At 64.7% G+C, this 4,989-nt stretch carries 5 protein-coding genes; 2 read left to right on the forward strand and 3 right to left on the reverse strand.

Features of this window, described 5'->3' with window-relative positions:
- Together H8B02_RS45185 and H8B02_RS45190 are read left to right on the forward strand one after the other, a co-directional pair.
- On the forward strand, positions 1-1,029 hold a 1,029-nt coding region (locus tag H8B02_RS45185), incomplete at its 5' end, for an ABC transporter substrate-binding protein (protein ID WP_229172200.1).
- A gap of 4 nt (positions 1,030-1,033) precedes the next feature.
- A complete protein-coding gene (locus tag H8B02_RS45190) occupies positions 1,034-1,777 on the forward strand; it encodes an NAD(P)H-dependent oxidoreductase (RefSeq protein ID WP_229172201.1) in 744 nt (247 codons plus the stop codon).
- Positions 1,778-2,210: 433 nt separating this feature from the next.
- Here the strand turns inward: H8B02_RS45190 and H8B02_RS45195 are convergent, their stop codons facing one another.
- The 3 genes from H8B02_RS45195 to H8B02_RS45205 all read right to left on the reverse strand — a co-directional run.
- Entirely contained in the window at positions 2,211-3,404 is a 1,194-nt protein-coding gene (locus H8B02_RS45195) for an acyl-CoA dehydrogenase family protein (protein ID WP_229172202.1), read from the reverse strand.
- The gene (locus H8B02_RS45200) at positions 3,401-4,336 is read right to left on the reverse strand and encodes an alpha/beta hydrolase (protein ID WP_229172203.1); all 936 of its coding nucleotides are present in this window, start codon (positions 4,334-4,336) and stop codon (positions 3,401-3,403) included. Before H8B02_RS45200 ends, H8B02_RS45195 begins: the two co-directional genes overlap by 4 nt.
- Before the next feature lies 1 nt (position 4,337).
- The coding region (locus H8B02_RS45205; protein WP_229172204.1) for an SDR family NAD(P)-dependent oxidoreductase at positions 4,338-4,989 on the reverse strand (652 nt) is incomplete at its 5' end.

A 4,989-nucleotide genomic window follows, 5' to 3' on the forward strand; every position in this document is an offset into this window, starting at 1 on the left:
CCACCGGCGCTGCTCGGCGTCGCGGCCTCGATCGGCCACAAGATCGCAATCGCCGAGGCCAATGCCGCCGGCGGCATCAACGGCCGCAAGATCAAGTACGTGCTGGAGGACGACGGCTACGTCACCGCGCGCACCATCCAGGGCGTCAAGAAGGTGATCGACGTCGACAAGGTGTTCGCGATGATCGGGATCTCCGGCTCGGGCCAGTCGATCGCCGTCATGCCGGTGCTGGAGAAATCCGGCATCCCGACCGTGATCGACGTCGCGCCGGTGAAATTCCTGTGGGAGCCGCCGCGCAAGAACGTATTCGTGGTCGGCCAATCCTACGAGGAAGGCATCATCCACCTCGTCAATTTCCTTGCCGACAAGAACCCCGGCAAGAAATGGGGCCTGATCACCCAGGACGACGATTACGGCATCACGGTGCGCGACGGCTTCGATTCCGTAGTCAAGGCCAAGAAGCTGAACATCGTCTACAGCGGAAATTACAAGAAGGGCCAGCAGGACTTCTCGTCCGACATGCTCCAGCTCAAGGAGACCGGCGCCGAGGTGTTCCTGGCCGGCGGCATCATCGCCGAGAACATCGCGATGATGAAGGAGCTCGAGAAGCTCGGCATCAAGCCGGTGACCGGCATCTTCTGGCCCGGCCGCATCGAGCCGGTGCTGAAGCTGATGGGCCCGGCCGGCGACGGCATCTACGCGGTCGACTATGTCGAACCGTTCGCCGGTGCGGCCGGCAAGGCGTTCCTCGAGAAGGCCAAGCCGCTGGTGTCGGAAGCCGAGTTCAAGGGCATCAACCGCTACACCATGACCGGCTATGCCGCCGCGAAGGTTTTGATCGCAGCGATCGAGCGCTGCGGCAAGCAACCGACCTGGGCCTGCACCATCTCGGAGTTGGAGAAGACCAGGAATGTCGAGACCGGCGTGATGGCGCCGATCAGCTTCGGTCCTGGCGTCCGCTTCTCGAACCAGAAGCTGCAAATCATGCAGGCCGATACGGCGACGCTCAGCTTCAAACCGGTGAACTAGAACGATGAAGGTCCTGATCGTCTTTGCCCATCAGGAGGCGCAGTCGTTCAACGCGGCGCTGCTGGCGCGGTCGGTGGCCGAGCTGACCGCGCTCGGGCATACGGTCAGGATCTCCGATCTCTATGCCATGCGCTTCAACCCGGTGGCGACCGCCGAAGACTTCGGTACGCGGCGGTTTCCGGACCGGCTGCAATATGACCGCGAGCAGAAATACAACCTGCAGCATGGGACGATCAGCGGCGACATCGCCGACGAAATCGAGAAGCTGTTGTGGTGCGACCTCTTGATCCTGCAGTTTCCGCTGTGGTGGTTCTCCGTTCCGGCCATCATGAAGGGCTGGATCGACCGCGTCTTCGTCAACGGCGCGATCTATGGCAGCGGCCGTCGTTATGACACTGGCGGTCTCGCCGGCCGCCGCGCCATGGTCGTGACCTCGACCGCCGCCTATCCCGGCATGTGCGCGCCCGACGGGCTGGTCGGTGCGCTCGACGTGGTGCTGTGGCCGATCCAGAACGGCACCCTGGCCTATGCCGGCTGCAAGGTGCTGCCGCCGTTCGTGTCGTATTCGGTGAATTTTGTCGACGAGGCGACGCGGCACCGCTATCTCAACGACTACGCGGAGCGGCTGCGGCGGGTCGAGACCACCGAACCGCTGTTCTTCCATCCGCTGGCGGATTTTGGACAGGACTGGCGGCTGAAGCCGGGAATCGCGGCGCAGACGGTCGGCCAGGGCAAGCCTACCGGCTAAAGCATTTGCTCCGACCACACGCAACGTAAAGGTGCATGGATTTCATACATTTATCGTCGTGCGAAGGTTCGTTTGTTAACATTTGGACGGCATTCCTGAAGCGCCGCACGGCCGCAAGGTGGAGACGTTCAGATGCATGGCGATTGGATATCGGTTTTGCTCTCGTGGTGGCCGTTCGTCATGCTCATCGGCGCATATATTTTGATAGTTCGCTTGAATCGCCAACGCTCCGCCTCTGGGCTCACAGCCATCGAGCTTTGCGAGCAACAGGTCGCGGAAACCCAACGAACGAACGCTATCCTCGAGAAGATCGCAGCGGCCCTCCATAAGGACCCGGTGAATTGAACCGACAACGCGGCAGTTTGCTCGGATTTGGGCCATAGCGAAACCGGCGCTCGGGCGGGAGATGCGATAGAGGTCGTGCTGGCGCCCCTCACATCCGCTTCGCTACCTCCTCCAGCATCACCTCGGTGGCGCCGCCGCCGATCGTCAGCACCCGCGCGTCGCGCACCATGCGCTCAATCGGGGTGCCGCGCATGAAGCCTGAGCCGCCGTGCAGTTGCAGGCAGCCATGCACGACCTCGTGCAGCACCTCCGGCGACAGCGCCTTCACCATCGACACTTCGCGCAGACACTCCTGCCCGGCCGCCGCGAGCTCGGCAGCCTGATAGGCCAGTGCGCGCGCCGCGGCCGCCTTTGCGGCGAGCTGGGCGAGCTTCAGCCGCACGCCCTGCTGGTTCCAGAGCGGGCCGCCGAACGCCTGCCGTGTCTTCACATAGTTCGTCGTCAGCTCGATCGCCTTGGCGGACTCGCCGGCGCAGATGCCGCCGATGCAGATGCGCTCGTTCTGGAAGGTCTCCATGATGCCATAGAACCCCTTGTTCTCCTCACCGAGCAGGTTTTCCGCCGGCACGCGCACGTCCTGGAACGAAATCTCGGCAGTGTCCGAGCAGAGCCAGCCATGCTTGTCGAGCTTGGTTGCCGTGATGCCCGGCGTGTTGCGTTCGACGATGAACAGCGAGATGCCGCGGCTGCCCCTGGCGTGTGGATCGGTGCGCGCGGCGACGATCAGGATATCGCCATAGACCGCATTGGTGATGAACATCTTGGCGCCGCTGATCACCCAATGATCGCCGTCGCGCCGCGCACGCGTCTTGAGGCCTGCGACGTCGGAGCCGGCATCGGGCTCGGTCACCGCGATCGAACAGACCGTCTCGCCGCTGATAATCGCGGGAAGGTATTTCTGCTTCTGCTCCGGCGTGCCGCGCAGGCTGATGTGCACCGCCGACATGTCGGTATGCACCAGGATCGACGAGGTGAAGCCGCCGAAGCTCGAGCGTCCGAGCTCCTCGGCGAACACCATCGAAGCCAGCGGCCCCATGTCGGTGCCGCCATATTCGGCCGCATGGCGCATGCCGAGGAAGCCGAGCGCACCCATGCGGCGATAGATCTCGCGCGGGATCTTGCCGTCGCGCTCCCACGCCTCGGCATGCGGCACCACCTCCTTCTCGACGAAGCGGCGGACCTGCTCGCGCAGCATGCGCAGTTCCTCGGGCAGATTGGGCTGCTCCGGGAAATGGAATTCGGTCTCAGAAAGCCGGCGCGGATCCGAGGTCATGACGTTCATTGTGGCGCCCTCTCATGGCCGACGTGAAGATGGTTGCGCAGAAAAACTGCGAGGGATGCGATCGCCTCTCGCGCCTGCGGAATCTCCGGGAACATCTGGAACACGTGGATCATGCCGTCCCAGACCTGCAGCTCGACGTCGACGCCGGCGGCTTTGGCGCGCGCGGCAAGGTCCACTGAATCGTCGCGCACCGTCTCGCGGTCGCCGACCTGCACCAGCAGCGGCGGCAGACCGGCGAGATCGGCGTAGAGCGGCGAGGCCAATGGATCACGGGTGTCGCCGTCTTTGCCGAGATAGTTCCTTGCCAGCGCCAGGATCATCGCGCGCTGGTGGATCGGATCGACCTCGGCCCTGCTCTCATAGCTTGCGCCGGTTGCGGCAAGATCAGTCCACGGTGACATCAGCGCGCCGGCCGCTGGGAGCGGTAAGCGGCGGTCCCTCGCCGCCAGCATCGCGCCAAGCACGAGATTGCCGCCGGCAGAATCCCCGGCGAAGGCGACGTCCGCCGGACGCAGTCCCTGTTCGCGCAGATAGCGATAGGCCGTCAGCGCATCATCCAGTGCCGCGGGAAAGCGATGTTCGGGCGCGAGCCGATAATTGATCGAGAGCACACGGCAGCCGGACGCATCGGCAATCCGTGCGGCCAGGTCGCGATGCGAGGCAACCGAGCCGATGCGGAAGCCGCCGCCATGAAAATAGAGGATCGCCTTGTCGCGCGGCGCTTGTGACGGCACCAGCCATTCGCCGTCGATACCGTCGGCAGACACCGGCTGGCAGCTCACCGGCACCGAGCAGCCGGCAAAGGCTTGGTCCCAATCGCTGCGCATATGCGCCACTGATGTCTCGCGAGTCCAGCCGCGATAGATCGCCCGCAAGCACTCAATGGCCCGATCGACCGGCGTCACAGCGATATCGTCGTCGGTGCTCGCCATCTCAGGCCCCGATGCCCATGCCGCCGGACACGCCGAGCGTCTCGCCGGTGATATAGGCCGCCTGATCGGAGGCCAGGAATAGCGCGGCGGCTGCGACCTCCTCCGGCTCGCCGAGACGGCCGAGCAGCGTCGCACCGGTCATGGCCTGCAGGATCTTGTCACCGCCCTTCGCCACCGCTTGCTCCAGCATCGGCGTCCGAATCGGTCCCGGTGCGATCGCGTTCGCGGTGATGCCGTAGCGCGCATTCTCACGCGCAATGCTCCGGGTAAAGGAGATCACGCCGCCCTTGGCCGCAGAATAGACCGCGCCGCCCTTGGAGCCCAGCCGCGCGGCTTCCGAGGTGACATTGATGATGCGACCGAAGCGGGCCGCCTGCATCGCCGGCAGCGCGGCGTGGGTGCAGGCCAGCACCGAAGTGAGATTGACCGCGATCAAGCGGGACCAATCCTCCGCACTGGTGTCGGTGAAGAAGGCGTGCTGATCGACCCCGGCATTGTTGACGACAATGTCGAACGGGCCGTCCTGCGCCATCACGGCCTGCACGGCCGTGGCATCGCTGACGTCGAGCCCGGCGACGCCGGCGCCGGACTCGCGCGCGAGCTCCGAGGCTGCGGCCACATCGAGATCGGCGATCACGACCCTGACGCCTGCG

This window comes from Bradyrhizobium altum (assembly GCF_020889705.1).
Classification (GTDB): domain Bacteria; phylum Pseudomonadota; class Alphaproteobacteria; order Rhizobiales; family Xanthobacteraceae; genus Bradyrhizobium; species Bradyrhizobium altum.

Bases quoted from the DNA above. Each gene is read 5' to 3' on its own strand.
- H8B02_RS45195 (WP_229172202.1), bottom strand. From the start codon at position 3,404: ATGAACGTCATGACCTCGGATCCGCGCCGGCTTTCTGAGACCGAATTC.
- H8B02_RS45190 (WP_229172201.1), top strand. From the start codon at position 1,034: ATGAAGGTCCTGATCGTCTTTGCCCATCAGGAGGCGCAGTCGTTCAAC.
- H8B02_RS45200 (WP_229172203.1), bottom strand. From the start codon at position 4,336: ATGGCGAGCACCGACGACGATATCGCTGTGACGCCGGTCGATCGGGCC.